The sequence below is a fragment of the Kitasatospora sp. NPDC098663 genome, assembly GCF_044760075.1.
GTDB lineage: Bacteria > Actinomycetota > Actinomycetes > Streptomycetales > Streptomycetaceae > Kitasatospora.
In genome coordinates this window covers 36717-61222 of the sequence record NZ_JBIWAP010000005.1, presented here as the reverse complement: position 1 = coordinate 61222, position 24506 = coordinate 36717, and the positions used below count along the sequence as shown (strand labels likewise).

Annotated in this window: 26 protein-coding genes; 17 read left to right on the top strand and 9 right to left on the bottom strand. The window is 71.9% G+C overall.

Annotated features, from left to right (window positions below):
• Positions 1-46 precede the first annotated feature (46 nt).
• Positions 47-742: a FadR/GntR family transcriptional regulator gene (locus tag ACIQVZ_RS07080; RefSeq protein ID WP_402447802.1), complete on the top strand. Its 696-nt coding sequence runs from the start codon at positions 47-49 to the stop codon at positions 740-742.
• A gap of 210 nt (positions 743-952) precedes the next feature.
• Here the strand turns inward: ACIQVZ_RS07080 and ACIQVZ_RS07075 are convergent, their stop codons facing one another.
• Positions 953-1459: a DUF2637 domain-containing protein gene (locus ACIQVZ_RS07075; protein ID WP_402447800.1), complete on the bottom strand. Its 507-nt coding sequence runs from the start codon at positions 1457-1459 to the stop codon at positions 953-955.
• A gap of 225 nt (positions 1460-1684) precedes the next feature.
• On the bottom strand, positions 1685-1924 hold the full coding sequence (locus ACIQVZ_RS07070; protein ID WP_402447798.1) for a hypothetical protein: 240 nt from the start codon (positions 1922-1924) through the stop codon (positions 1685-1687).
• Positions 1925-2652: 728 nt separating this feature from the next.
• Between ACIQVZ_RS07070 and ACIQVZ_RS07065 the strand changes: the two genes are divergently transcribed.
• The 9 genes from ACIQVZ_RS07065 to ACIQVZ_RS07025 all read left to right on the top strand — a co-directional run bounded on the left by ACIQVZ_RS07065 (position 2653) and on the right by ACIQVZ_RS07025 (position 9535).
• Positions 2653-3951 (top strand): IS21 family transposase, encoded by a 1299-nt coding sequence (locus tag ACIQVZ_RS07065; protein ID WP_402447796.1) that lies wholly within the window; start codon positions 2653-2655, stop codon positions 3949-3951.
• 142 nt (positions 3952-4093) lie between these two features.
• Complete coding sequence (locus ACIQVZ_RS07060; RefSeq protein WP_402447795.1) at positions 4094-5254, top strand: anion permease; 1161 nt, start codon at positions 4094-4096, stop codon at positions 5252-5254.
• Entirely contained in the window at positions 5251-5514 is a 264-nt protein-coding gene (locus tag ACIQVZ_RS07055) for a hypothetical protein (protein ID WP_402447793.1), read from the top strand. The genes ACIQVZ_RS07060 and ACIQVZ_RS07055 overlap by 4 nt, the downstream gene beginning before the upstream one ends.
• 198 nt (positions 5515-5712) lie before the next feature.
• Positions 5713-6351 (top strand): RNA polymerase sigma factor, encoded by a 639-nt coding sequence (locus ACIQVZ_RS07050; protein ID WP_402447791.1) that lies wholly within the window; start codon positions 5713-5715, stop codon positions 6349-6351.
• Positions 6348-6965 carry a methylated-DNA--[protein]-cysteine S-methyltransferase gene (locus ACIQVZ_RS07045; RefSeq protein WP_402447789.1) on the top strand — a complete coding sequence of 206 codons (618 nt, stop codon included), beginning with the start codon at positions 6348-6350 and terminating at the stop codon, positions 6963-6965. The genes ACIQVZ_RS07050 and ACIQVZ_RS07045 overlap by 4 nt, the downstream gene beginning before the upstream one ends.
• Positions 6962-7750 (top strand): 2OG-Fe(II) oxygenase, encoded by a 789-nt coding sequence (locus tag ACIQVZ_RS07040; protein ID WP_402447787.1) that lies wholly within the window; start codon positions 6962-6964, stop codon positions 7748-7750. The genes ACIQVZ_RS07045 and ACIQVZ_RS07040 overlap by 4 nt, the downstream gene beginning before the upstream one ends.
• A gap of 180 nt (positions 7751-7930) precedes the next feature.
• Entirely contained in the window at positions 7931-8455 is a 525-nt protein-coding gene (locus ACIQVZ_RS07035) for a hypothetical protein (RefSeq protein WP_350876020.1), read from the top strand.
• A gap of 102 nt (positions 8456-8557) precedes the next feature.
• Positions 8558-9196 carry a DNA-3-methyladenine glycosylase I gene (locus tag ACIQVZ_RS07030; RefSeq protein WP_402447785.1) on the top strand — a complete coding sequence of 213 codons (639 nt, stop codon included), beginning with the start codon at positions 8558-8560 and terminating at the stop codon, positions 9194-9196.
• Positions 9197-9364: 168 nt separating this feature from the next.
• The gene (locus ACIQVZ_RS07025) at positions 9365-9535 is read left to right on the top strand and encodes a hypothetical protein (protein ID WP_402447784.1); all 171 of its coding nucleotides are present in this window, start codon (positions 9365-9367) and stop codon (positions 9533-9535) included.
• A gap of 107 nt (positions 9536-9642) precedes the next feature.
• Here the strand turns inward: ACIQVZ_RS07025 and ACIQVZ_RS07020 are convergent, their stop codons facing one another.
• Positions 9643-10731 carry an alcohol dehydrogenase catalytic domain-containing protein gene (locus ACIQVZ_RS07020; protein ID WP_402447782.1) on the bottom strand — a complete coding sequence of 363 codons (1089 nt, stop codon included), beginning with the start codon at positions 10729-10731 and terminating at the stop codon, positions 9643-9645.
• 122 nt (positions 10732-10853) lie between these two features.
• Between ACIQVZ_RS07020 and ACIQVZ_RS07015 the strand changes: the two genes are divergently transcribed.
• The gene (locus tag ACIQVZ_RS07015; RefSeq protein WP_402447780.1) at positions 10854-11747 is read left to right on the top strand and encodes a LysR family transcriptional regulator; all 894 of its coding nucleotides are present in this window, start codon (positions 10854-10856) and stop codon (positions 11745-11747) included.
• Positions 11748-11986: 239 nt separating this feature from the next.
• Here the strand turns inward: ACIQVZ_RS07015 and ACIQVZ_RS07010 are convergent, their stop codons facing one another.
• The 3 genes from ACIQVZ_RS07010 to ACIQVZ_RS07000 are packed head-to-tail and all read right to left on the bottom strand — an operon-like array spanning position 11987 to position 14520.
• Positions 11987-12727 carry a WbqC family protein gene (locus tag ACIQVZ_RS07010; protein ID WP_402447778.1) on the bottom strand — a complete coding sequence of 247 codons (741 nt, stop codon included), beginning with the start codon at positions 12725-12727 and terminating at the stop codon, positions 11987-11989.
• Positions 12728-12749: 22 nt separating this feature from the next.
• Positions 12750-13418, bottom strand: coding sequence for a YdcF family protein (locus tag ACIQVZ_RS07005; protein WP_402447777.1), 669 nt, complete (start codon positions 13416-13418; stop codon positions 12750-12752).
• Between the two features lie 13 nt (positions 13419-13431).
• Positions 13432-14520 (bottom strand): hypothetical protein, encoded by a 1089-nt coding sequence (locus ACIQVZ_RS07000; RefSeq protein WP_402447776.1) that lies wholly within the window; start codon positions 14518-14520, stop codon positions 13432-13434.
• Positions 14521-14674: 154 nt separating this feature from the next.
• On the opposite strand from ACIQVZ_RS07000, the gene ACIQVZ_RS06995 reads away from it, so the two are divergent.
• Entirely contained in the window at positions 14675-14995 is a 321-nt protein-coding gene (locus ACIQVZ_RS06995; RefSeq protein ID WP_402447774.1) for a hypothetical protein, read from the top strand.
• A gap of 80 nt (positions 14996-15075) precedes the next feature.
• Here ACIQVZ_RS06995 and ACIQVZ_RS06990 read toward each other — a convergent pair whose 3' ends face one another.
• Together ACIQVZ_RS06990 and ACIQVZ_RS06985 are read right to left on the bottom strand one after the other, a co-directional pair.
• Entirely contained in the window at positions 15076-15978 is a 903-nt protein-coding gene (locus tag ACIQVZ_RS06990) for a phosphotransferase family protein (protein WP_402447772.1), read from the bottom strand.
• Between the two features lie 33 nt (positions 15979-16011).
• Positions 16012-17247 carry a hypothetical protein gene (locus tag ACIQVZ_RS06985; protein ID WP_402447770.1) on the bottom strand — a complete coding sequence of 412 codons (1236 nt, stop codon included), beginning with the start codon at positions 17245-17247 and terminating at the stop codon, positions 16012-16014.
• A 254-nt stretch (positions 17248-17501) separates the two neighbouring features.
• Here ACIQVZ_RS06985 and ACIQVZ_RS06980 point away from each other — a divergent pair, with 254 nt between their 5' ends.
• From ACIQVZ_RS06980 to ACIQVZ_RS06960, 5 genes are all read left to right on the top strand, one after another.
• Complete coding sequence (locus ACIQVZ_RS06980; RefSeq protein ID WP_402447769.1) at positions 17502-18098, top strand: ATP-binding protein; 597 nt, start codon at positions 17502-17504, stop codon at positions 18096-18098.
• 74 nt (positions 18099-18172) lie between these two features.
• A complete protein-coding gene (locus ACIQVZ_RS06975; protein WP_402447767.1) occupies positions 18173-18583 on the top strand; it encodes a hypothetical protein in 411 nt (136 codons plus the stop codon).
• Positions 18580-19239, top strand: coding sequence for a helix-turn-helix transcriptional regulator (locus tag ACIQVZ_RS06970; RefSeq protein WP_402447765.1), 660 nt, complete (start codon positions 18580-18582; stop codon positions 19237-19239). Before ACIQVZ_RS06975 ends, ACIQVZ_RS06970 begins: the two co-directional genes overlap by 4 nt.
• Positions 19240-19672: 433 nt before the next feature.
• On the top strand, positions 19673-21679 hold the full coding sequence (locus ACIQVZ_RS06965) for an ABC transporter ATP-binding protein (protein ID WP_402447763.1): 2007 nt from the start codon (positions 19673-19675) through the stop codon (positions 21677-21679).
• A 362-nt stretch (positions 21680-22041) separates the two neighbouring features.
• Positions 22042-23286, top strand: coding sequence for a glycosyltransferase (locus tag ACIQVZ_RS06960; RefSeq protein WP_402447761.1), 1245 nt, complete (start codon positions 22042-22044; stop codon positions 23284-23286).
• Positions 23287-23437: 151 nt separating this feature from the next.
• On the opposite strand, the gene ACIQVZ_RS06955 is transcribed toward ACIQVZ_RS06960, so the two are convergent.
• Positions 23438-24478 (bottom strand): glycosyltransferase family 4 protein, encoded by a 1041-nt coding sequence (locus ACIQVZ_RS06955; RefSeq protein ID WP_402447759.1) that lies wholly within the window; start codon positions 24476-24478, stop codon positions 23438-23440.
• Between the last annotated feature and the right edge of the window lie 28 nt (positions 24479-24506).

Sequence of the window (24506 nt, the reverse complement as noted above, 5' to 3'; positions counted from 1 at the left end):
GCCGGGGAGACTATGCTGCAGGGATCAGGACCAGGGAGGCATCGGCGTGCCAGTCACCGACTCGGCGATCGAGAAGATCAAAGCCATGATCGTCAGTGGTGAGCTGCGCCCCGGTTCGCGACTCCCCAAGGAGGCCGACCTGGCCGAGCGGCTCGGTCTGTCGCGCAACTCCCTGCGTGAGGCGGTGAAAGCCCTCTCGCTCATCCGGGTGCTCGACGTGCGCCAGGGAGACGGCACGTACGTGACGAGTCTGGAGCCCAACCTGCTGCTGGACGCGCTGGGTTTCGTCGTCGACTTTCACCAGGACGACTCGGTGCTGGAGTTCCTGGAGGTCCGCCGCATCCTGGAGCCCGCCGCCGCGGCCATGGCCGCCCGAGTGATGCCGGACGAGGACATCGCCGCGCTCGGAGAGGTCCTGGAGAGCCTGCGTGACGACGCCCCCCTGCAGGAGCTGATCGACAACGACCTCGAGTTCCACCACAGGATCGCGGCCGGTTCGGGCAACACCGTCCTGTGCTCGCTCGTCGACGGCCTGTCCGGTCCGACCGCCCGGGCGAGGGTCTGGCGCGGGCTGACCGAGGAAGGCGCGGTCGACCGGACCCGCCAGCAGCACCGCGCCATCCTCGACGCCATCGCCCACCGCCGCCCCGACCTCGCGCACGCCTGGGCGACGGTGCACGTGGCAGGCGTCGAGCAGTGGTTGCGGGACACCCTCGGCGCAGCCGGATCCTCGCTCGGCTGACCCGGGGCGGGTGCTGCAGGGGGCGAACGCGATCCTGACCCAGGCCTCGGCCCCGCCCCCTGAACGACGGCGGGGCGCCGTCGTTCAGGGGGCGGCACAGGACCGCGGTGCGGGCGTCCTGCCGCATGCTACGAGGTGTGCCCGGTCACTCCCGCCACCTGGGCGGTCTCCTGACGACCCGTGCGACACCTCGCTCGCCTGGGACGGCGGTCATCGCCGCACCCGCCTCGAAGGGCCCGCCTTGTGGGAGGTGGGGCGTTGCGGTCGCTTTCCGGAGAGGAGTTGACGCACCAACTGGTGCAGCGAAACCACCCCGGTGATCGGTGGCAGGCCCGCGACGATCACATCGGGGACGGTCGGCGAGGCGTCGGCCACGCACAGACCGGCCGCCGTGGCGGAGAAGGCGACCACCACGACCCACGAGTGCACGGGCCGACGTCCGTCCAGCGCGGCGTGCAGTACCGACAGGCAGCCCACCAGCCACGGCCCGTAGATGACCAGCGGCCACAGGTGAGGAAGTCCGCCCGGCGCTCGGTCGAGCGCCAGGTTGCGCAGCGGGTCGTAGGCGAGTAACCAGCCCAGCACGCACACCGCGATGACGGTCATGGTGCTGAGTACCAGGAACAGCGAGCCGAGGACCTGTGACCAGGTGGCCTCGGCGGGGGGCGTGCGCCGTCGGTGTCGGGAGATCGGGCGTCCGGGGTCGGCGCCGGACATGCCTGGATCGCTGACGGGAGCGCGGGGGTGCGGGACGAAGGGACTCTCCGGGTCCCAGGTGCCCAAGGCTTCGATGGTCGGGTACGTGGGCAAGTCCTCTGGTTCGAACCGGGTGGCACCACCGTGCGGGGGGAGGAAAGCGGCTCTCGGGTCATACACGGCGCCCTCCATGTCCTTGCCGTCTCCGCCGGGCGACGGTTGCCCGTTCGGCGCGCATCCCGGTCGTCATGCGCCGGTCGGGACCGGCTCCGCGCCACAGCGTCGGCCGAAGTCCTCCTCGAGCTGACGGAGCGTCCGCAGGAAGTCGGCCAGGTAGCTGGAGCAGTGGTGCAGAACGACCCGTTCGCCGTTGCATGACAGGTAGCCGATCCGTACGTCACCCGCAGGGTTCCGCCGATCCGGGACGAAGAACCACTCGCCGAGCCTGGTCGCCGGCTCCTTCGGCAGGCGGTGCGGCAGAGTCATTGGTTGGCACATTGAACTCATGCCCCATCAACGAAATGGCTGCCGGGACGCGTATCCGGCATCCGGGCGTCGTTCCATATTCAGCATTCCGGCGCTCTCCGAAAATACCCGGACTGGTTCGGGCCCGGCCGCGCTCCGGGGACCGCCCGGGCTGTCGCAAATACCCGTGTCGGTGCGGGCGGGCCCTCGGGGGATGTCCAGGCGGTCGAGCGGGCGGGTGAAGGGCCAGTGGGAGGTGTGCCGGCACCGGTGGTGAAGGCGGTGTCATGGTCGGAGTGGACCCGGTTCTCGATGTTCGACCGGAGCTGTGCCGCGTTCGTGACGGCCTGGTTCGTGCCCTTGGTGCCGTCGCTACCTGCGGACTCACATGACCGGCCCTTTACTTTCGGCGCCGGAAAATGGATTTCCGGTGAATCCCGATTTCCACCTGCCTCCCGGGTGGCGAATGGTCGATCCTGTGAGCCGCTGCCCGCCGGCCGATTACCGTGGAATATGGGCGTCGTCCCATATGAGTTTCCGGTGCGGCTCGTCAAACCTCCCCGGGGATACGGGCCGTGACGTAATTCATTTCGATTGCGGCGCTCTCTGAAATTCCCCAGGGCGCACGCCCGGCGCTCGATCCTCCCCCTATTCGTCCGGAGTGGTCGTGTAGCATTTGCGGCCGTACGGGGACCGCTCGAATTCGGAGCCCCGCCTGCTGGTGAAGTCCAGGTTGTGAGGAGCAGTGGATGCTCACCAAGGAGGAATACGAGAATGTGCGGGACCTGCACCTGCAGGGGTGGTCCATCTCGGCCATCGCCCGGCACCTGGGGCATGACCGCAAGACGGTAAGGCTCTACCTCCGCGGGGAGCGGACCGTGGGGATCCGCAGCTCGGCCCAGGACCAGCTCTCCGCTTTCCTCCCGTACTGCCGCCAGCGACTCGCGGACGATCCGCACCTGCCGGCATCCACGCTGTTCGACGAGGTCTCGGCGCTGGGCTATCCGGGTGGATACTCGACCTTCACCCGGGCCCTGCGCAAGTACCGGGTCCGGCCGGCCTGCGAGCTCTGCGGCTCAGCCGGGTTCGGTGCCGGCGCCGTCGCCCCGCGTCCGGCGGACGAGAAGGTCCGGTTCGAGTGGCTGGAGCTTCCCGGGCCACCGGCGGAGTGGGACGGCAGGAGCCCGGCCCGGCTGCTACTGGGCTCGGTCACCCGGCCGGATCGTTGGCGCGCCGTGATCGTCGAAGGCGGAGAACTCCCGCAGCTCGTCGAGGGGATCGACCAGGTGCTGCGGCGGCTGGGCGGTACCACCGGATGCTGGCGGTTCCGCCGGTCGCCGACCGTGTGGTGCGTGGACACCGGCCGGGTGACGCCGGCCTTCGCGCGGGTGGCCAAGTACTACGGCGTGACGGTCAAGGTCTGCCGGTCCGACCGGGTCAGTGCCATGGACGCGGCCCATCGCGCCACCGTCCAGAACTGGTGGCTCACCGTTCCGGACGGTCGCTCCCTCTGGAGTGCCCAGGAGATCCTCGACCGGTACGCGTCCGCCCTGGACGACCGCGCCCGCACGGTCGGCGACCCGGACCAGTCGGCTCCGGCGACGGCGCTGCTGGACCTGCCGGGCACCCCGTACCCGCTCCAGAGCTGCGTCGACCGCACGGTCATGCCGCAGGGCCTGGTACCCTATCGCGGGAACTTCTACGCGGTCTCGGCCGATCTGACCGGCGCGGAAGTACACGTCCGGCGACGCCTCGGGGAATCGTTCCTGTCGATCACCGCCGCGAGCGGAGCGGTCATCGCCTGCTACGCGCTGGCGCCGCCGGGTGCCGGGCTGAGGCTGGTCGACCGCGACAGGGCCATCGTGTTGCAACGCCCGGTCCGCCCGCCCCGTGTCGAGGCCCCACCCTGCCCGCGCGGCAAGGACCACCTCCCGCTCTCCCCGGCGGCCCAGGCCGAGGCCGAGGCCCTGTACAGGAACGGTTCGGCGCCAGGGCGCGTGTTCGATCGTGAGCAATCCGCGGGAGTCGCCCCCCACCGCGGGGTCTGATCCGCCGGCCGGTCTCGCGTGACACGAGCACCGGCACCGAGGGCCCCGCAACCGGGCGAACGGCCGGACGAACGGGTGCGCGGCCCCGGGCCAGGGCGGGTCGGCCGCCGCCTCGGCCGGTGCGCGGGCTAGGTTCGGGTCCGTGACCGGCAACGACGCGGTCCTGGCGCTGATGGTCGCCACGGCGCTGGGCTTCGACTTCACCAACGGCTTCCACGACACCGGCAACGCGATGGCGACCTCGATCGTCACCGGCGCCCTGCCCCCGCGCGTCGCGGTCGCGGTGTCGGCGGTGCTGAACCTGGTGGGCGCGTTCCTGTCGACCGCCGTGGCGGCGACCATCGCCAACGGCCTGGTCGCCACGGGAGAGGTCACCCTGACGGTCGTCTGCGCCGGTCTGGTCGGCAGCATCCTGTGGAACCTGGCCACCTGGTTCCTCGGGATCCCCTCCAGTTCCTCGCACGCGCTGATCGGCGGGGTGGTCGGGGCGACGGTGGCGGCCGCCGGGGCCTCGGCCGTCAAGTGGCAGGGGCTGGTCTCCAAGGTGGTCGTGCCCGCGGCGCTGTCGCCGTTCATCGCCGGTGGGGTGGCCGCGGTCGGCACCCTCCTGGTCTACCGCCTCACCCGCGACGTGCCCGAAGGCCCGCGCGGGCGCGGCTTCCGGCTCGGCCAGATCGGCTCGGCCTCCATGGTCTCGCTCGCCCACGGCACCAACGACGCGCAGAAGACCATGGGCGCCATCACCCTCGCCCTGATCGCCAACGGCACCCTGCCCACCGGGGCGAAGGCGCCGGCCTGGGTGGTCCTCTTCTGCGCGCTGGCGATCGCCCTGGGCACCTACATCGGCGGCTGGCGGGTGATCCGGGCCCTGGGCAAGGGGCTGGTGGAGATCGAACCGCCGCAGGGGATGGCCGCCGAGTCGGCCTCGGCCGCCGTGATCCTCTGCTCCACCGACTTCGGCTACTCGCTCTCCACCACGCACGTGGCCACCGGGTCGATCCTGGGCTCGGGGATCGGCAGGAGCGGCGCCGTGGTGCGCTGGCAGCTCGCCCGCCGGATGGTGACGGCCTGGCTGCTCACCCTGCCGGCTTCCGCCCTGGTCGGCGCGCTGGCCTACCGGGCCGCGAACGGGATCGGCGGGACGGCCGGCGTGGTGGTGATCGTCGGCGTGCTGGTGGCGGCGTCGGTCGCCTTCTTCGCCGCCTCCCGCCATCCGGCCGTGACGCCGGAGAACGTCAACGCGGCGTGGACCGGTTCGGTGGCCCCGGAGCCCGTCAAGGCCACGGACGAGGTGAGCCCGTGAACGCCTGGATCAACCTGGACGCGGTGTGGAGGATCGTCGTGGTGGGCCTGCTCACCGGCGCCGGCCTGCCCGCGCTGTTCGCCCTCGGCCTGCGCCTGCTCAACCCGCCCGGCTCGCCCGGCTCGATCGGCTCGATCGGCGAGCCGGCTGCGGTCCGGCCCGCCGCCGGGCCGGTCGGCGCCACCCTGGCGGGACTGATCTTCGCGGTGGTGCTCGCGGCGATCGGCTGGGGCATCTCCGTCATCGTCGGCCACCGCTGACCGCCCGCCGTCCAGGCCGTCCCGGCGCGTGCCGGTCCCGCCGGGAGGTGCGGGCTCCGCCCGGGCCGTACGTCCGAGTCCGCCCGTGCGCCCGTCCTCGGCGGCAGCAGGCCGGCAGGCCGGGATCCACGGAGTCGGCGGGTGAAATCCGGATCTCACGTTCTCGGCACCCGCACCGTCTTCCAGGTGAGACAGCAAGTGCAGAAGGCGGCCGGGCACGGCGACGACCCGAAGACCGGGCGGAGGCCGCCGGACGTGGAGGACGGCAGTGCCGGCCGCGACCGGCCTGCTGTTTCGGGAGCTCGAACACACCGGTTCGGATTCAAGGTCTACGGCAGGGCGAGGATGAGGGAACCGTTCGAGAAGGCGGTCGAGCAGCACGGCGCGACCGTGCTGCGGGTGTGCCGGGCGCTGCTGGGGACACACGACGCGGACGACGCCTGGTCGGAGACGTTCCTGGCGGCGATGCGGGCCTGGCCAGGGCTGCCGGAGGCGGCGAACGTGGAGGCGTGGCTGGTGACGATCGCGCGGCGCAAGGCGATCGACGTGCTGCGCGCCGCCGGACGCCGGCCGCTGCCGGTCGAGGAGTTGCCGGAGGCGCCCAGTTCGTCGGGTGTTCCGGGCGCTGACGACGGCGAGCTGTGGGAGATGGTGGGCCGTCTTCCGGGCAAGCAGCGGCAGGCGGTCACGTTCCGCTATCTGGCCGGGATGTCGTACGACGAGATCGCGGCGGTCCTGGGTGGGAACACCGCGGCGGCGCGCCGGGCGGCGGCGGACGGTCTGAAGAATCTACGAAAACACTATCCGGGCGCGACCTCGAGAGGAGCAGCTACATGAGCGGCACCCGATCCCACGACGACGTCCTGAGCGTGCTGTCGGCTCCCGTCGACGCCGGGACCCTGGCCCGACTGCACCGCCGACTGGAGGCCGAGGCCCAGGCCGCCGCCCTGGTCGACATCGCCTACACCGTCGTCGACTCCCCGGTCGGCCCTCTGCTGCTGGCCGCCACCGACCGGGGCCTGGTCCGTGTCGCCTACGCGGTCGAGGACCACGACCGAGTCCTTCAGACCCTGGCCGACAAGGTCAGCCCGCGCATCCTGCGCGCCCCCGGCCGGCTGGACACCGCTGCCCGGGAGATCGACGAGTACTTCGACCACCGCCGTCGCGCGTTCGACCTGCCGCTGGACCTGTCCCTTTCCAAGGGCTTCCGGCAGCTGGTCCAGCAGCACCTGCCGGAGATCGGCTACGGCCAGACCCGCAGCTACCGCCAGGTCGCCGAACTGGTCGGCAGCCCCAAGGCGGTGCGGGCCGTCGGCACGGCCTGCGCGACCAACCCGCTGCCGGTGGTCGTCCCCTGCCACCGGGTGCTGCGCACCGACGGCACCCTCGGCGGCTACATCGGCGGCCTGGAGGCCAAGACCGCACTGCTGGAACTGGAGGCCGCGGCATGACCGCCACCACCGTCACCACCGTCACCACCGCGAAGAGGGGGAAGGCGGCTCCCGGCGCGGACGGCGCCACCGCGGGCGAGCCGTGGGGCGGCCGGGCCGAGACCGCCGACTGGGACGCGGTGGCCGCCGAACTCGACGCGTTCGGAGGCGCGCTGCTGCCGCAGCTGCTCACCCCGGACGAGGCCGGCCGGCTCCGGGACCTGTACGGGCGGCCCGAGCTGTTCCGCTCCACCGTCGACATGGCCCGCCACCGGTTCGGGTCCGGCGAGTACAAGTACTTCCACGCCCCCTACCCCGAGCCGGTCGAGTGGCTCAAGCAGGCCCTGTACCCGCGGCTGCTGCCCATCGCCCGCACCTGGTGGGAACGGCTCGGCCGCACCGCGCCGTGGCCGGACACCCTGGACGAGTGGCTGCGGATGTGCCACGCGGCCGGGCAGTCCAAGTCCACCGCGATCCTGCTGCGCTACGGCGCCGGGGACTGGAACGCGCTGCACCGTGACCTGTACGGCGACCTGGTGTTCCCGCTGCAGGTCGTGATCAACCTGGACCGGCCCGGCACCGACCACACCGGTGGGGAGTTCCTGCTGGTCGAGCAGCGCCCCCGCGCCCAGTCCCGCGGCACCGCCACCCTGCTCCCGCAGGGCCACGGCTACGTGTTCACCACCCGCGACCGACCCGTGCGCTCCGCGCGCGGCTGGTCCGCCGCCCCGGTCCGGCACGGCGTCTCGGCGGTCCGCTCGGGGCACCGGCACACCCTGGCCCTGGTCTTCCACGACGCCGCCTAGCGTCCCCGGCGGCCTGTCCGCCTTCACCATCCACCATTCACCGGCCCGTGCCGCCGCCGACGCGGCCAGACGGTGCCCGCCGCCGGGGCCGGTGTCGCGGCGGTCGGATACCGGCTGGGCGGGGTGTGCCGTCCGGGCCCCTTGCCGGCAGTGGAAGAACGTTGACGAGGAAGGCACCCCATGGACCCCCTGACCAGCCCCCTGCTGACCGACCCCTCACCGCCGGGCCCCGACCTGGCAGTCACCGACACCGAAGTCACCGTGCTGGTCGCGTTGGCCGAGGCGCGCGGCGCCCGGAGCATCGCCGTCGGCTCCGGCCGGACCCCGGCCGCGCTGGCAGGCGCCGACGCGATCACCCGGGCCTGGCAGGCCGTCGGCGGCGTCGTGGCCGCCACGACCACCTGGCCGGAGACCGCAGCCTCCTGGCTGTGCCAGGCCCGCCACTTCGCCGACGCGCCGGCCGACGTGTGGGTGATGACCGGCCCGGAGGTCGGCTGGGCCCAGGTGGCCCGGCGGCTGCTGTGGTCCACGTCCTGGCGGCCCGACCGCACCCTGGCGACCGCCGCCATCGGCCGCCCCGCCACGCTGGCCCTGGTCGGCGCCCGGCAGCTGCGCGGCCTGACCGGAGCCGGTACGAACGGCGCCACCTGGACCGTCACCGACGACGGCGGCCTCACGGTCACCGACCCCGGCACATCACGATGACGGCGCTGTCCGACCTGTCGGAGGTGCCGCCCCGGCCGGGCGGCCCGACCGCGAACGCCCGGCAACCCACGTCCCTTTGAAGAACAGCGAGGAACCCTCCCGATGGCCGGTGACACCGCCCCCGCCTCCGCCCCCGAACGCTCCGTCGACCCCGGGGTGGTGACAGGCGAGGACGGGCTCGCCCGCCCCGCGTGGGCCGGCACCGATCCGCTGCTCGGCCAGTACTACGACACCGAGTGGGGCATGCCCGTGCGCGACGAGCGAGGGCTGTACGAACGCATCAGCCTGGAAGCCTTCCAGGCCGGGCTGTCGTGGGCGACGATCCTGCGCAAGCGCCCGGCGTTCCGCGCCGCGTTCGACGACTTCGACCCCGACCGGGTCGCCGGCTACGGCGACACCGACGTCGAACGCCTCATGGCCGACGCCGGGATCGTCCGCAACCGCGCGAAGATCCTCGCGGCCGTGGCCAACGCCCGGGCGACCGTCCGGCTGCGCGAACACGGCGGCCTGACCGACTTCGTGTGGGGGTTCAAGCCACTCGACACCCCCAGACCGCGCACGTTCGCCGAGATCCCCACCACCTCCCCCCAATCGCAGGCCCTGTCCAAAGCACTGCGCGCACAGGGGTTCGCGTTCGTCGGCCCGACCACCATGCACGCCCTCATGGAAGCCATCGGCATCATCGACACCCACCTGGTGGACTCCCACCGCCGCGGTTCCTCCGGAATCTGGCCGGCATGACCCCACCACACCACAGCGCCTGCACCGCGCCGCTCACCGTCGTCGGGCAGCAGGGGTACCAGCCGACTCGTCGGTATTCGACCTGCCCTGACGGGAGCCGCACGGCCGTCGACCCATCCCCCCGTGAGGCCGGGCCCGCCGGGCCGAGGGCGGCGTAGTGTGCGCAGCGTGAAAGAACGGATCTTCCGGGGGAAAGACGGATTCCGCCCGCACTGGTCCGATCTCGGGCCGGTGCTCATCATCGCCACGCTCGAACTCGTCGCCGGCCACCTGAAGTTCCACCTCGGCCTCGGCCCCATGGTCCTGCTCGTCGGCGGGACCGTGGTGCTGGCCCAGTAGCCGCCTGAACGCGCCGGCCCGGCTCTCCTGACGGGCGGTGGGCGGTGGGCGGTGGGCGGTGGGCGGGTGGGCCGTGGCGCCGGGTTGCGGAGATCAGTCGGCCCTGGTCAGCGAGCCGGTGGGGTGAGGACCGTGCGGTCGAACGGGCCACCGTGTGAGGCGGCGTACGCGACGGCGTCGTTGACGGCACCGAGGCCGAAGGACCGGACCCGTTCGTGGGCGAGGTCGAGGGTGCCCGAGGCGAGGAGCCGGATGATGCCGACGTTCGCCGTACGCGGGTACATCCACTGGCCGCGCACGGTGACCGAGTTGCGCATGATCCACGGGTACGGGAGCGCGAGGTCGTCGCCACTGAGCATGCCGACGCCACCCATGAGAACGACGCGGCCGTACTCGCGCACGGTCATGGCTGCCGTGCGCGCCACCGAGCTGGGTGCGCTCGGCGGCAGCAGGTCGATCACCATGTCGATCGGGCCGTCGCCCGCCGCGGACATCGCCGCGCGGTCGCCGGCCTCGTCCCCGGTCAGCGGGACCGGGCGCACCCGCGGACCGAACCGGTCGGCGAGGAGGTCGAGCGCGGCCCGGTTGCGGCCGGGGGCGACCACGCGGCCCGCCCCCATGGCGAGTGCGACCGCGACCGCACTGCTGCCGAGGTTGCCGGTGGCCCCGCTGACGAGCAGCGTCTCACCGGCTGCGAGCCCGCCGGCCAGCAGCCCGCCGTAAGGGATGACGTGCACGCCGAGCGCGGCCCAGCGGGCCGGGTCGTCCCCCGCCGCCGCGGGCAGCGGGAAGACGTTCTCCGTCGGGACCCGCATGAGCTCGGCGAACGACCCGTCGTGCAGGTGCCGGGCGAGCCGCGCGCCGCCCTCGCCGCGGGAGCTCCAGCCCTGGAGCGTGATGTCGGGCGTCAGGGCGTCGTCCCGCGAGCGCACCGTGGAGTCGCACCACACCAGGTCGCCGGGGCGCAGCCGGGTGGCGTCCGGGCCCACGTGGACGACCCGTCCCACCCCGCCGATCCCGGGCACCACGGGAGGCACCAGGGGGTAGTTCCGCCGGCCGCCGAAGACCTCGGCCGCGTACGGGGCCACACAGGTGGCGAGCACCTCGACCACCACCTCGCCGCCGCCGGCCTCGGGGTCGGGCACCTCCCGCACCGTGAGCGGGGCGCCGAACTGCGTCAGGACTGCTGCTCGCACGTGATGACCTCCGTGTTCGTCCGTGTTCATTCGCGTTCATCCGTGTTCGTCAAGTTCGACACTAGGAGCCCGGAGAGCATGCCGGAAGCGATGATCAAGCATCTGTGGTATGCGTATGCCGCATGGACATCTCCAGCACGGGCCTGCGGGTCCTGCAGCAGATCGCCGCGTCCGGCAGCTTCACCGCGGCAGCCGCCCGGCTCGGCTACACCCAGTCGGCGGTCTCACGCCAGGCCGCCTCCCTCGAACGGAGCGCGGGCACCACCCTGTTCGAACGCCGCCCCGACGGGGTGCGGCTCACCCCCGCGGGCCTGACCCTGCTGCGCCATGCCCGCACGATCCTGGACTGCCTGACGGCGGCCGAGCACGACCTCACCGGCACCGCCCCGCGGACCGAACCGGTGCGGCTGGGACTGTTCCTGAGTGCGGGCGCGGCCATCCTGCCTCCCACCCTCGCCCGCCTCGCGGCGACCGACCCGCAGATCACGGTCACGACGACCGAGGGCGCCACCCCCACCCTGGTCCGGGCACTGCGCGCGGGCTCGATCGACCTCGCCGTACTGACGTCCCGCCCGCCCCACCGGCCCCTGGACGGCGAGTCGCCGCGCCTGCACGTCGAGACCGTCATGGACACCGAACTGGTCGTTGCGGCGCCTTCGACCGGAGCGTTCGCCGGCCGCACCGCGGTGCACGTCGACGAACTGGTCGACGCCCCGTGGATCGCCGCCCCGGCGTCGAACTCCGAGCCGCTGCTCGGCGTCTGGCCCGGCCTGCCCGCACGGCCGCACATCGTCCACCGCGCGCGCGACTGGCTGACGAAGCTTCAACTGGTCGCCGGCGGCTTCGGGGTGACGACGGCGCCCTCCCGGCTCTCGCCGGTGCTGCCGCCCGGGGTGAGCCTGCTGCACGTCGAAGGCGCACCTCCCGAGCTCCGCCGCGTTCTCGTAGCGCGACTCCCCGGCCGCCCGACCCCCGCGATCACGTCCGTCATCCGGGCGATCGTCTCGACCGCCTGATACGCACCGCCGGGCCCGCCGCACCCTGCGCACGGTCGAGGAAGCCGCCGAGTGGCCGATCTCCCACCCCGATGCAGCCGAACCTTCGGGCTGACCCCCGAACACTGACGAGGTGGTGCTCACCGTGACCGGTAGGCCCGGCGGGGTGCTCCGGGCGGTGTTGGTGCGGGTGCGGCCGTAGTAGCACCACGGGTCCGGCGTGCCGCGGTGGGCGGGGGAGGCGGTCGTCATCCGGGCCATCATGGTGCCCGCCGCCAGCAGGTGCTGGAGCTCGGCTGTACTTCGCTCACCTGTGTGGCGCTGTCGAAGACGGTCACGCCGACGAGGCCAGGGCCGTGGAGCAGCAAGGCGTGAACCGCGCTGAGCGACCGGGCGCCCCTCCACACACCGGTGCCCGGCACGCAGAACCGCCGAACGCTGATCCCGGCATCGGCGAACCGGTCAGGCTCGATGTACTGGGTGCCGCCAGTGCCGCACAGGTAGGTGCCCGCGCCGATCGCCCGACACAGGTCCACCAGCCGCTCGGTGCGCCCGGTCCCGGCCGCCAGATCGCTGCTGCGCACAACCCGGCCGCTCCAGCCGAGCGCGCCCAGGAGCAGCAGCGTGGACGCCTTGGTGATCTCGGCGGTGCGGTCGGCTATTCGGAACAGGTCGAGTACCGGCCCCAACTGCTCGGTGAACAGCGGCCAGAACGGCGACGTTCGGTACTGGTCCCGAAGGATGTCCTCCAGCTGGCGGCGGCTGCGCGCCGGGTCGGTGAGGCGGGCATCCCGTATCAGGGTGGCCCTGCCGTTCGGCAGATGCGTGGGAAGGGACAACCATCGGGTGGTGTCCTCGTGCAGAGCACCGATGCGGGCGCGGTGCTGGTAGTCGCGGCGGGCGAACTGCACATCGTCCAGGACGATCCAGACGTCCGCGGCGAACAGTTTGGCGAGGGTGGAGAGGCGGGGGAACAGGTTCGGCTGGTGGATGGCGCACACCAGTCCGGCGGGCGGTGCTGTGTCAGTCGAGCAGCTTGCTGTCGAATCCGTCGGCCAGGAGCCGCTGGTACGCATCAAGGACCGTCTCCGGAACATCCTGGGCGACGGCGAACCCGAACCTCGGGTACTCGATCACCCGCTGGAGGTCCCCCACGAGGCTGTCGATCACGAGCCCGTCGTCGCCGATCGTCTTCACGTAGTCGTTCAGGTTCATCGAGGTCGAAGTGCACACCGCCTCGACCTCCGGCCACACCTTGCGGCACGTGGCGTACGCCCGGCGCTCCATGTAGGGCATGCTCACCAGCAGCACCGAGCGCACCTCCACGCCGGCCGTCTCCAGGACTTCCCGGGAGAGCTGGATGTTCTGCCCGGTGTTGCGCGCCCGCGGTTCCTGGCGGATCGCGTGCTCGGGTACGCCGAGGGCGACGGCGTGCTCGGTGAAGTGCACGGCTTCGCCGCGGGGGAAGTGGTCGGGCCGGGAGGGATTCGGGCCGCCGGTGAACACGATCCGCTGCACCAGGCCGTTCAGGTACAGCGCGGCCGTCTCGGCCGCGACACCGAGGTCGTGGCAGCCCAGGCCGATCGCCACGTCGCACGGGCGTCGCTCGTGCCCCATCTGGTGGTAGTCCCAGATCAGCGCGGTGTCCGCCCACTGCCGGTCGGTGATCTCGCGCTGCCGCGTGTCCGCCACGTTGTTCTCCCGCTCATTGGAGGCACGGTGCCAGCCGTTGGAAGCGACCCCGGATGCCTTGGATGCTCCTCTGCTGGTGGGTCATACCGTACTGGGCCGCCTTCGCCTCGGCCCTCTCCAGCAGGGCAGTCCCCTCTTCGGCGGTTGCGTGGTCGCTCAGCAGGATGTGTCCGTGCGCGGTGGTCAACCGCACGTCCTGCATCGGAGCCGCGCCGGTGGTGTTCGCTCGCGCCACCTCGATCAGCCGCACGGCCTCCCCGAGGTTCCGCGCGCCGCGGTGCGCGAGTGCGAGCTTCTGGTGCCCCGTCGCCCAGTCCTCCGTCTCTCCCAGGTTCTCGAACACCTGGATCGCCGTCGTGGTGATATCGATGGCCTGTTCGTGCCGGCCCTGTTTGTCCAGTGCGGTGCCGACCCACAAGGCTGCCCGCGCACGGTCCCGCGCGCTGAGACGCACGTCGCCGGCCAGGTCCGAGTACCGGGACGCCGCAGTACCGAGTTGCCCGGACATCTCCGTCACCACCGCCAGCGACAGGTCCAGCTGTGCTGTTCGCCTCGGGATGTCGAGACGGGTGAACAACAGCCGTGCCTGGGCGTAGGACGCCGAGGCTGACAGCGGGCCGAGCAAAGCGCCCTGGTCACGGCGAAGGTCTCCCACCAGCGCCGTCGAGCGGGCCAGCAGGTAGAGCCCGCGGTCGTCGAGTTCGGTCACCGGCCAGCGTGACCGCCAGCGTTCCAGCAGGCTCCCGGCGAAGACGAAGTCCTGCCGGGCCGCCGCGAGAACCGCCCGCTCGATGTCCTCCGTCCATGACTCGTACTCCCACGCCCGAGGCCCGGCTTGCATCTCCGCGAGCACCGGAGCGCCGGGTTGTTGCGCTACGAGAGCTTCGAAACGCATCCGAGCCTCGGGATCGCATTGGCGCAGTACGGTGTCGAAGATCGCCTGGGTGTCAGGCCTGGGCCGGGTGCCGGCCCCCAGTCTCTCCCAGTTCGTCACGGCCCGTACCGACATGCCCAAGATCGCGGCCCAGTCTCGCACCGATTTTCGGCATGCCAGCCGCAGAGCCTTCGCTTCCAGGCCGGTCCACACGATCACTGCCGCCATCGCTACCTCCCGTTCCGGGGAGCCATCGAAGCATTGTCAGCAGTGGTGGTGCGCCGGAACTGCCACGGAACTGCCACGCGACGTGATTCCGTGGCGATCGCGGCTCCGGCAGTCTCGATGCAGACGGACTCCTCGATCGGAAGGACCTTGTCGGATGCTGACCGAGCAACTACCCGTCCCGCCGCCCGTAGTGGTGGGGCTCCTCCGCGCGGCCGTTGCCGCGGCACTGTCTCGCCAGCTGGCGTTGACCGGTGTCCTCGATGACTTCTGCGAACGGCGGGAGCTGCACCTTGCCGAGGTGATCACCGACGACGGCTCCGAACCGGACACCCTCCTCGCCCGCATCGAGGAGAAGCCCGCCCTGTACGCCGTCGTCCTGCCCACGATCGCACACCTCGGCGGTCAGCCCGACGCTGATCGGCGACGTCGGTACCTTGAGGACGCCGGCATACGTCTCCTGGTCGCACGGGGCTAACCAGCCGACTGATCGCAGGCCGGGTGGGTCGTGGCGGCATCTTGGCTGATTCCAAGGTCCCGACGTGCGAACCGACTTGTTCAGAGAATGTTCCAGGCGAGCCGGTCTTGGCCGGACCGCAGCCCGTGAATGCGTCGCCGTACTTCCGTGAGTGTCGGACTGCCGAGCGAGGCCCGCTTGGCGTTCGTCGTGATCATCCGCAGTTCCCGGAGCTCCGACGACACCGGGTAGCCCTGCCACAAGGTCACGTCGAAGCCGTACCTGTCGGCGAACTCCCGGTAGTGGGAAGGACCATAGCCGAATCGGCGACAGTGGATCTCGACCGTGACGAGGTCGAGTTCCGGCTGCCCGAAACAGGCGGTGTCCCAGTCGCACAACACGGCCGCCCCCTGGTGGTGGAGGGCGTTGCGGTGCTGCGGATCGCCCTGCAGCAACCCGGGAGCCAGGACGTAGCGCACCTGGCGAAGGGCGTCGTCCAGCTCGGCCAAGCGTCGTTTGAGGAAATCGAGGTCGTCCAGTGGGAGCGCGGTCGTCTCCCTGATCGAGCGTCTGATCGCCCCGACCGTGTCGACGGGGAGAACATCGAAGGGAGGAGGTGGAAGCTCGTGAAGAGCACGAAGCGGTCCGGCGAGATGTACCGCCGGAACGGGGTGGCCGGGCTGAGGGAGGTAGTGCCAGAACGTCACGGCATGCCCGTCGGCGATGACCGGCTGCTCCAGCGGCAGCAGTTCGACCGTTGGGAAGCTGTGGGCGGTGAGCCACTGCACCAACTGGACGGTGCGGCGGACGCTGGTCAGGGGAGTGCCGGCCCGGGCGATCTTGGCGACCGCCCCGGCGGCCGGCAGGAGGTAGACGGCGTTGGTGTGGCCACGCAGCATCACGGCGTCGGCCGGATCGAGCCCGGCTTGATCGCAGGCGGCGTTGAGGACGTTGACAACCTCGGACTCGGCGAACCCGCCGATCCGGACGACCGGAGCACTCATACCTGCCAGGCTGACGAGCCGCAGGTGGATCTGTCACGTCGCGCCGGTCGGGAGCGCCAGGAGTTCGCCGATCGCCTGCTCCAGGCGCAGCAGTGCCGGGTCGATACCAGTGCGGGTGGGGTAGAGGCGAAGCGACTCGTCCTGGGTCCGCCTGGCTTGCGCCGTTTCGCCGAGCGCGGTGTAGGCGCCCGACAGGTACAGCTGGAGGCGCCGGTAGGGGAACGCCCACGCGTCGTCCCCCGGGGCTGTCGGCCGGCTGCGTTCGAACAGGTCGCGGGCCTGCGCGATCACCGCGCGGGCGCCCTCTTCGTTCCCCCGGTGTGCCCGGACACGGGCGTCGGCGGCGGAAGCGAACGCCCCGGTCGGGGTCGGACGTCCGCGGTTGAGGAGCACGGCCTCGTGGGTGAGGGCCGCCGCCTCCTCCAGGGGGCCGTAGTAGAACGGAAGCATCGCCGCCTGCACCCGGAGCCGTGTCCGCAGTTCGCGGTTGCCGCTGTCGCCGGCGGCCGACCTCGCGGTGCCGTACCAGTTCCGGGCCTGCTCCTTGCGCCCGAGCTTCATCAGGGCGTCGGCGGTCAGGGTGGACAGCACGGCGAGCATCTCGGACAGGCGCACCTGCACGAGCGCGGGCTGTCGTTCGTCGGAATACTGCCGGACTTCCTCCAGGGTCGTCAGCAGCCTGGTCAGCATCATCATCGGCGGGTCGCTCACGTACTCCCGGCGCAGGGTGAGCAGCTTGCTGTCCAGGGATTCCAGCTCGCCGCTGGTGAGCGTCGTGGCGGCCAGTGTGCGCTCGATGGCACGACGGTGGGAGCGGGCCAGCGCATCGAGCGGGTCGCCGCCACCCAGCGGGGAGGGGACTGCTGCGGAGCGGGCCACGGGAAGACGGAGCCCGACGGGTGCCGGGAGCGCGGTCCCGCAGGAGAGGGTGTCCGGCCGGTAGCCGCCGGCAAGACCCAGCCCCTGCGTGTCGGTCTCGTACAGGCGGCACAGCAAATCGATGGTCTGCGCCCGGGGCATTCGGACACGGCGCTCCCAGGCGCCAAGTTGCTCGGCGTCCAGGTTTGGACGGTCGAGCCCGGAGAGCGAGCAGAGGGAGGACAGTTCGGCGACCGCGCGCTCGCGCGTCCACCCCCGGGCGAGGCGGTGAGCACGCAGCCGACTGACATCGCAGCACTCGGCGATCGCGGACACCGTGGTGTCGATCGTCCAGCCGCTCGACTCGGCAGCAGCCCTGGTGCGCGCCGCGCAGGACGGCCCGTGAACCACGATCCACCTCCCTGTCACCCGCGGGGATTCTCGCCATCTGACATGACTGAACAGGAGTCAGAAGCAGTAACTCATTACCGTTTTGCCGAAATCCGAGGTCGGGCCCAGTGAGTTCGGCCAGGAACAGCAACTTCTCCCGTTTGCCGAGCGGCCGCCATTCAGCGAATCTCGGTGGGCACGCGATGAGTACCGCTCGCAAGCCCCCGCCGACGGCCCGGGACCACCTGCCCTGAATACAGCCCGGAGGAACAGCCATGCACCGCGTCTTCGAGTACAGGACCCCACTGAGAACCGCTTCGGTGGGCGCTATCCGCAATCAGCTCCGTGACCGCGTGAACGGCCTGGCCGCTGTCGCTCTTGACGACGATCAGGCGTACGCGCTGCGCGTGTGTACCTCGGAGTTCGTCACCAATGCGATCAAGTACGGAGGCGAACACGGCGAGGAGGAAGCGGACTTGATCATCGAGGGCGAGATTCACCCGTCGCGGGGCCGGCTGCGGATCACCGTCACCGACCCCCGTCCGACGGTGCCGGACATGGGCAGTCGATTTGTGGACCTGGACGCGACCAGTGGCCGGGGGATCACGGTCGCCGCGGGCTACGCGGACGGCACCGGATGGCACCAGCGCCTCGACTCGAAGGGGAGAGCTGTCGGCTGGTCCGTCTGGTTCGAGCTCGACGTGGAGCTCCTGGAGGGCTTCGGCCAGGCCACCGCGCTCACGGAAGTGCAGCCGGAGACCTCCGTACAGACCTCGGCGCCGCGCCTGACGATCGCCTCCGTGCTCGCCCGGAGGAACCTGTTCAGACTGCATTGGCCCACCCCGCGCCGCAGGGAACGCACCGTCGCGTAGCCGGCGGGCGCAGGTCCGGCACGCGCCGGATCCTGCCGATCGACCCCCGACCGGCCCCGGCAGCGCCCCGCCGCTTGGCTAGTCGGCCCCTCGCCACCGTACGGCGAGCCCTCGGCTGCCACCACCTCGGCGACTCCGACACCGCCCTGCGCCGTCTGTCCACCGAGCACGGCGAGTTGACCGCCGCAGGCGACGGCCTGAACGCCGGCCAGGCCCGCGCCTGGCAAGGCCGCATCCACGCCAGCCGGGGCGAGCACGCCCAAGGCGACACCGCGTTCGCCGACGCGATGAACACCTTCCTCGCCCAGAACGCCCCCGCCTGGCAGGCCCGCACCCTGCTGTGGACGGCCGAGCACACCGGCTCCAACGGCAGCACCGACACAGCCGCCGAGATGCTGCGCCACGTCCATGCCCTGTACGCCGCGAGCCCGTTCGACCGGGAGAAGGTCGCCGAAGCCGCCCATCGTCTCGGGATCACGCTGTGACCACCGCGCCCCGCACTCCCGTGCCACTGCCCGCGTCCGCCGTCGCCATCGGCTCCCGGCCGTCGATGGTGCCGGAGATCCCGTCCGGCCTCGTCGCCGGAAGCCCCTGTCCGACCTGCCACCGGCGCCCGAAGGTCTCCGGTACCCACGCCACCGTCCTGGACCTCGCTGGCCAGGGGCTCGACCCTGACCTCATCGACCGGGCCTACCGCTGGGCCTGGGACACGGCCGCCCTCTACACGCGCGTCGCGGCCCGCTGCCTGCGCGCGAACAACACCGCCCACGCCGTCGACATCGCCGTGCGCGCCGGGCTCATCGCCGCGCCCGAATTCCCGGATGATGACCGCCCGGCGGTCACCGACGTCCTGCGCACCACCGGTCAGCTCCTCGCCGACGGCCACACCCAAGCCCGGATCGCCGAGATCCGAGGCGTCCACTCCCGCACGGTGGCCACGTCCGTCCGCCGCCTCTACGACGAGTTGGACGTGACCTCCGCCGCCGCCGTGGTCCTCACCCTGCACAGCCTCGGCCTGCTCGCCACCGCACACCCCTGCCCCTGCCAGCCGGTTGGGGCGCTGACCTCGGGCATCCTGCCCCACCTCGCAACGCTGCCCAGAACCCGCCGACCAACCTGCTCAAGGCCCGTTCCGCTGTGACAGGGCAGGCCAACGCCTTCGACCTGAAGGAGGTGCGCAGCAGCCTCGACAACCTCCCACGTGCCTTGCACAACCTGATCACCGAACGCCGCATCGACCCGCTCGACTCCACCGCCCGTTACCTCGACGCCCCCACGCATCCCGTCACACCGCGAACCCGGTGGACCCCGAGCTTGCCAGGGCCGCTGGGCCGGCTCCGACACACACCGGGCCCACCATCGGCCGACCGCCGGCGCACCGAAAGGACCGGCCGGACCGGGCGCACCGCATTGGTGAGGGCAGCGGCCGCCCGCCGTCCGCCGTCACCCACTCGGGTGATCCGGCACGAGCCCGCCCCAACGTGCGGGCATGGCGCCGACACTGGGCATTCCAGCTCGAACAGCGCCCTCGACCCCGTGAGTTCCACGGCCCGTACCCCTACGGCAGGAGTGCCATGACCTCACCCAGCGCGACCACGCCGGACGACCTCCACGTCTCCGAGAGCGAACGCCTGCTGTTCGGCGGCCCGATGCGCTACGACTACGGCTGGGCCAAGCACGAGTTCGCGGGCGCCAAGGTGACGTTCTGGACGGTCGCCCGCCAGATGCCCACGTTCCTGCGGCTGGCGGGACGGATGGCCTGGGCCGCCGACCGCCCGGCGCTGGTGGCCCTGGTGACGGCCGAGGTGCTGCGCGGCGTCGCCGCCGCGGCCGCGCTGATCGCCACCAACCAGGCCCTCGGCCGCCTTCTCGCCCCGGGCGACATGGCGACCGTCCTCCGCGCGGCCATTCCGGCGGTCGTTGCCGTCGGGGCCGTCTCCGCCCTGTCCGCCGTGCTCGCGGCCGTGTCCGGACTCGCCTCCGGCCGCCTGGAACCGGCCGTGTTCCGGGCCGCCACCGTCGACTTCCTCAGCATCGTCTCCCGCTCCGAGCTGGAGGCGATCGAGGACCCCGAGTTCCTGGCCGAGGTCGATTCGGCCCGCTGGGGCGCCGGATCGATCCAGCACATCGTCGGCCAGGGCGTGTCCGTCCTGACGGCGGGATTCGCCCTGGTCTCCGCCGCCGGAGTGCTGACCGTCCTCCACCCCGCGCTGCTGCCGATGCTGCTGCTCATCACCGCCCCGCGCGGCTGGGGCGCCGTGCGCACCGCCCGCCGCCGCTACCTGTCCACGCAGGCGATGCTCCAGCACAGCCGGGCCAGCGGCCTGCTCTCGGACATGCTGATCCGGCCGTGGTCGGCCGCCGAGGTCCGCGTCCACGCCTGCGGGCCGTTCCTGCTCGGGCACTACGAGCAGATGGCCCGCGCCGCCGAACGCGAACAGGCCCGCCTCGCCGGAGTGAAGGCCCGCACCGACCTGCTGACCGCCTCCCTCGCCGGACTCGCCACGGTGGGCGCGTTCACGATGCTCGGCTGGCTGGTCAGCACCGGCTCCATGCCGCTGGCCGTCGCCGGCACCGCCGTCGTCGCCATCCGCACCGGCTCCGCCTCGATCTCCGGCCTCGTCTCCCAGATCAACTCCCTCTACGAGGAGTCCCTGTTCGTCGCCGACCTCGACCGGCTGCGCCGCCACGGCCACCGCCGTGCGATCCCCGTCGGCGGCACACCGCTGCCCGAACGCCCCGAACGGATCCGCGTCGAGGACGTGTCCTTCACCTACCCGGGCCGCGACACCCCCGCCCTCGACAAGGTCAGCCTCACCATCGGCCGGGGCGAAGTCATCGCCCTGGTCGGCGAGAACGGCTCCGGCAAGTCCACGCTCGCCCACCTGCTGTGCGGCGTCTACCAGCCCCACCAGGGCCGCATCCTGTGGGACAGCACCGACACCGCCACCGCCGACCGCGCCCAACTGTTCGCCGGCATCGCCTTGTTGGCCCAGAACTTCCAGCGCTGGTCCTTCACCCTGCGCGCCAACCTCCTCCTCGGGCGACCCGACGCCCCCGCCACCCAGCAGCAACTGGAAGCCGCCGCCGACTACGCCGACCTCCACCCCGTCCTCGCCGAACTCGACAAAGGCTGGGACACCCTCCTCGCCAAGGGCTTCGAAGGCGGCGTCGGCATCTCCGGCGGCCAGTGGCAACGCGTCGCCCTCGCCAGGCTGCGCCACCGCATGACCACCCCCGCACCGGACGGCCGCCTCCCGCACCTGATCGTCGTCGACGAGCCGACCAGCGCCATGGACGCCAAAGCCGAGATCGAGGCCTTCGAGAAGATCCGCGCCCTGACCGAACTCGGCGTCAGCATCGTCCTGATCACCCACCGCCTCGCGGCCACCGCGCAGGCGGACCGCATCTACGTCCTCGACCACGGCCGCCTGATCGAAGAGGGCACCCACGACGAGCTGATGGCCAAGCCCTCCACCTACTCCGAGGCCTACCGGCTCCAGGCCGCCCAGTACGGCATCGGCGAGCGCCGTGTAGGTTCCACGTCGAAATGGACGGTACCTGTACAGAATGGACAGTGAGCGGGCAGTTCCACGATTCTGCGGGCAATGGCCCAGGACGGTAACCCTCTCCCTCGGCAAGGCCGTTCAGAGTCCAACTCGTGTGCCCGGAGCGCGTACAGAGCCTGCGGTGTTGATCCGGCCGGTACGCATCGGCGACGACGGGTGGTCCTGTCATCCACGAGAGCCGGTTGGAGCCGGCCCGGCTGCGTTGCGGTTCCTGGCGGCCTGCTGACAACTTGCCGGATTTGGCCTGTAGCCGGATTCCGCGGATCCTGAAAGGCTTTCCGCAGGCGACGGTTGACGTCGTAGTCTCCCCACTCATCCGCCGCCCCGGCCACACCCGACGAGCCCGACCCGCTCCGTACCGGCGAGGTAGCACCATGCGCGTCCTGCACATCTCCGACCACGCCGACCCGTTGGCCACTCCGGGAGGCGAGTTCTGCGGCGGTCAGAACGTCTATGTCAGGGAACTGGCGAGACGGCTGGCCGGCTCCGGCTGCACGGTCGACGTCGTCACCCGCTGGGCGGACGGGCGGCTGGCCCGGCGGGAGCCGATCGCCCCCGGCGCGCGGACCGTCCGGGTACCGGCTGGACCGATCGGGCCGCTGCCGCGCGAGCGGTTCGGCGAAGTCCTCGACGAGTTCTGCGAGGGTGTCGTCGGACTCCACAAGGAGGCGGGCGGATACGACGTGGTGCACAGTCACTACTGGTACTCCGCGGTCGCCGCCCTGCGGCTGGGCGACCGCCACCAGGTACCGCTGGTGCACACCCACCACTCCCTGGGGGCCGTGCGCCGGGCGGCACTCGGGCGGGACGCGGCGGACGAGGCCGGGGAGCACTTCGCGGCCAGGCACCGGATCGAACGCCGCATCGGCCTGCGCGCTGCCGCTGTCGTGGCCAGCAGTCCCGGCGAACTCACCGACCTTCAGCAGCTGTTGGGAACGCCGCGGCACACACTGCACGTGGTGCCTCCCGGGGTGGACACTGCGGTCCTGACCCCGCGCGACCGGGCCCTCGCCCGCGCCGAACTGGGCCTGCCGGCCGACGTCCCGGTGGTCCTGTTCGTCGGGCGGCTCGAACAGCGCAAGGGCTGGGAGGACCTCGTCCCCGCCTTCGCCCTCGTGCGCCGGGCGCTCCCCGGCGCGGTTCTCGTCGTCGTGGGCGGCGAGGCGCCGGAGCGGCGCACCGGGCGCGGTCCGCTGGCGGCGCTGGTCGAGCGGCACGGGCTGACGGGGAGCGTGGACCTGCGCGGACCTGTTCCCCACCAGGCCACGGCCCGCTACTACAGTGCCGCGAACGTCACGGCCGTGCCCTCCCACTACGAGCCCTTCGGCCTGGTCGCCGTGGAGTCGATGGCCTGCGGCACACCGGTGGTCGCGACCCGCGTCGGCGGCCTGCGCTGGAGTGTCGCCGACCCGCGCGTCGGGGTACTGGTGCCGCCGCGCAATCCGGCCTCGCTCGCGAAAGCGCTGGTCGACGTACTGACCTCGGGTGCGGCAGAGCGCCGACAGGCCTGCCTGGACCGCGTCACCAGCGTCTACGGCGCCGAGCGGTGGGTCGACGGTATCCGGGCGATCTACCACCGGGTGGCCGACCCGCGCGTCACCGCGGCAGGGGCGCGGTGATCGCTCGGGACCACGGGCCCTCGGCCGTCTCCTCGCGGCCCGCCCCCGTGACGAGCTCCCGTGCCCGGAGCGTCCGGTGCGCCCGACCCGTCGCGGTCATACGTGTACTTCCTTTCGTCGGGTGCGTGGTGCCGGGTAGCGCGGGGCGGGGTCAACCGAGGACGGGCGGCCCGCCGTTCAGCGCGGTCAGCAGTTCGTCGACCGAGTGCGCCACGGTGCGGTGCCGGGCGGCAGCCCTGCGCGGGGCGGGCGTCAGGCGGCCGAGCGCGCCCGCCCGGCGGATCGCACGGGCCAGCGCGAGCGGGTCATCGGGGCGACACAGCACCAGGCCCCCGCAGTCGGACTCGGGCAGGCCTCCCAGGTCACTGGCCACCACCCGGCAGCCCGCGTGTTGCGCCTCGGCGGACAGGGTGCCGAACGGCTCGACCCACAGGGCACTGTGACTGGGCATCACCAGCACGTCCTGCGTCACCAGCAGCCGCGCCATCTCACGCGCGGAGGTTCGCGGTGCCACCGCCTCGATCATCGGGTGAGCCCGCACCAGCGGCTCGGCCAGCGCGTAGGCGGCGTCCTGACCACCCGCCAGCACCACCGTGAACGCGAAGTCCCCGTCCCCGGCGAACGAGTGCAGCGCCTCGAACAGCGTGTAGACCCCCTTCTCGGGGCCGAGCCGCCCCGCGAACAGCACCCGTACCGGGCCCGACCCGCGCTCCGGCTCCGGTTCGGTCGCGAACTCGACGCCGGCGAACGGGTGGACGACTCCGATCCCGCCCGGGTCCAGGCCCAGGAAGGCGCCCCACCCGCGGGCGGCGGCGCAGCTGGGCGCGAGCAGCCGGTGACCCGCGTAGCCCTCCCGGTAGAACGCCAGATCCCGACCGACCAGCGGGAGGTTGTGCATCATCACGTGCGGCACCCGGACGGTCGAGAGGCGCAGCGGCTCGGTGGCTAGGACCACCTCGCCCTCCAGCAGGCCGGCGTCGTCCGGGGTGGGGTAGCCGGTGAAGCGTACGTCGGACGCCCGCGCCCGACCGTCCTGCGCGCCGAGCCGAAAGGTGACTACCTGGTTGTCGATACCCCGGCGCGTCAACTCCCGGCACTGGCCCAGGGTGAAGGTCTCCGTTCCGCCGCTTCCCGGCAGCAGCGGAAGCGGCGGAGTCCAGAACGAGGAAGGAGTCCAGACGTGGGAGATCACCCGACCACGACAGGCAGCCGACGCCGAG